Origin of the sequence: Escherichia sp. AM3, from assembly GCF_032029835.1 — a bacterium.
In the GTDB taxonomy this organism is placed as follows: Bacteria; Pseudomonadota; Gammaproteobacteria; order Enterobacterales; family Enterobacteriaceae; genus Escherichia; species Escherichia coli.
Genome location: NZ_JAVUPQ010001234.1, coordinates 1 through 243, shown reverse-complemented (window position 1 = coordinate 243; position 243 = coordinate 1). Strand labels below are relative to the sequence as shown.

Annotated in this window: 1 protein-coding gene; it reads left to right on the top strand. The window is 49.8% G+C overall.

Going from position 1 to position 243, the window contains the following annotated elements:
• A partial coding sequence (casA, locus tag RTW80_RS30450; RefSeq protein ID WP_312721959.1) for a type I-E CRISPR-associated protein Cse1/CasA occupies nucleotides 1–243 on the top strand: 243 nt, incomplete at both ends.

Below are 243 nucleotides of genomic sequence, written 5' to 3'. Positions count from 1 at the left end.
ACCGTATACCACTTAAAGAGGGTGGCGAGTTTTACTCGGTCAAACCACAACCGGGCGGTTTAATCTTGCGCGACTGGTTAGGCCTTATCGAAACGGGTAAATCAGAAAACAATACGGAACTTCCCGCGCTGGTGGTGAAACTCTTCAATGCCAGCAGTCTCAAGCAGGCAAAAGTGGGCCTGTGGGGATTTGGCTATGATTTCGACAACATGAAAGCGCGCTGTTGGTACGAACACCATTTCC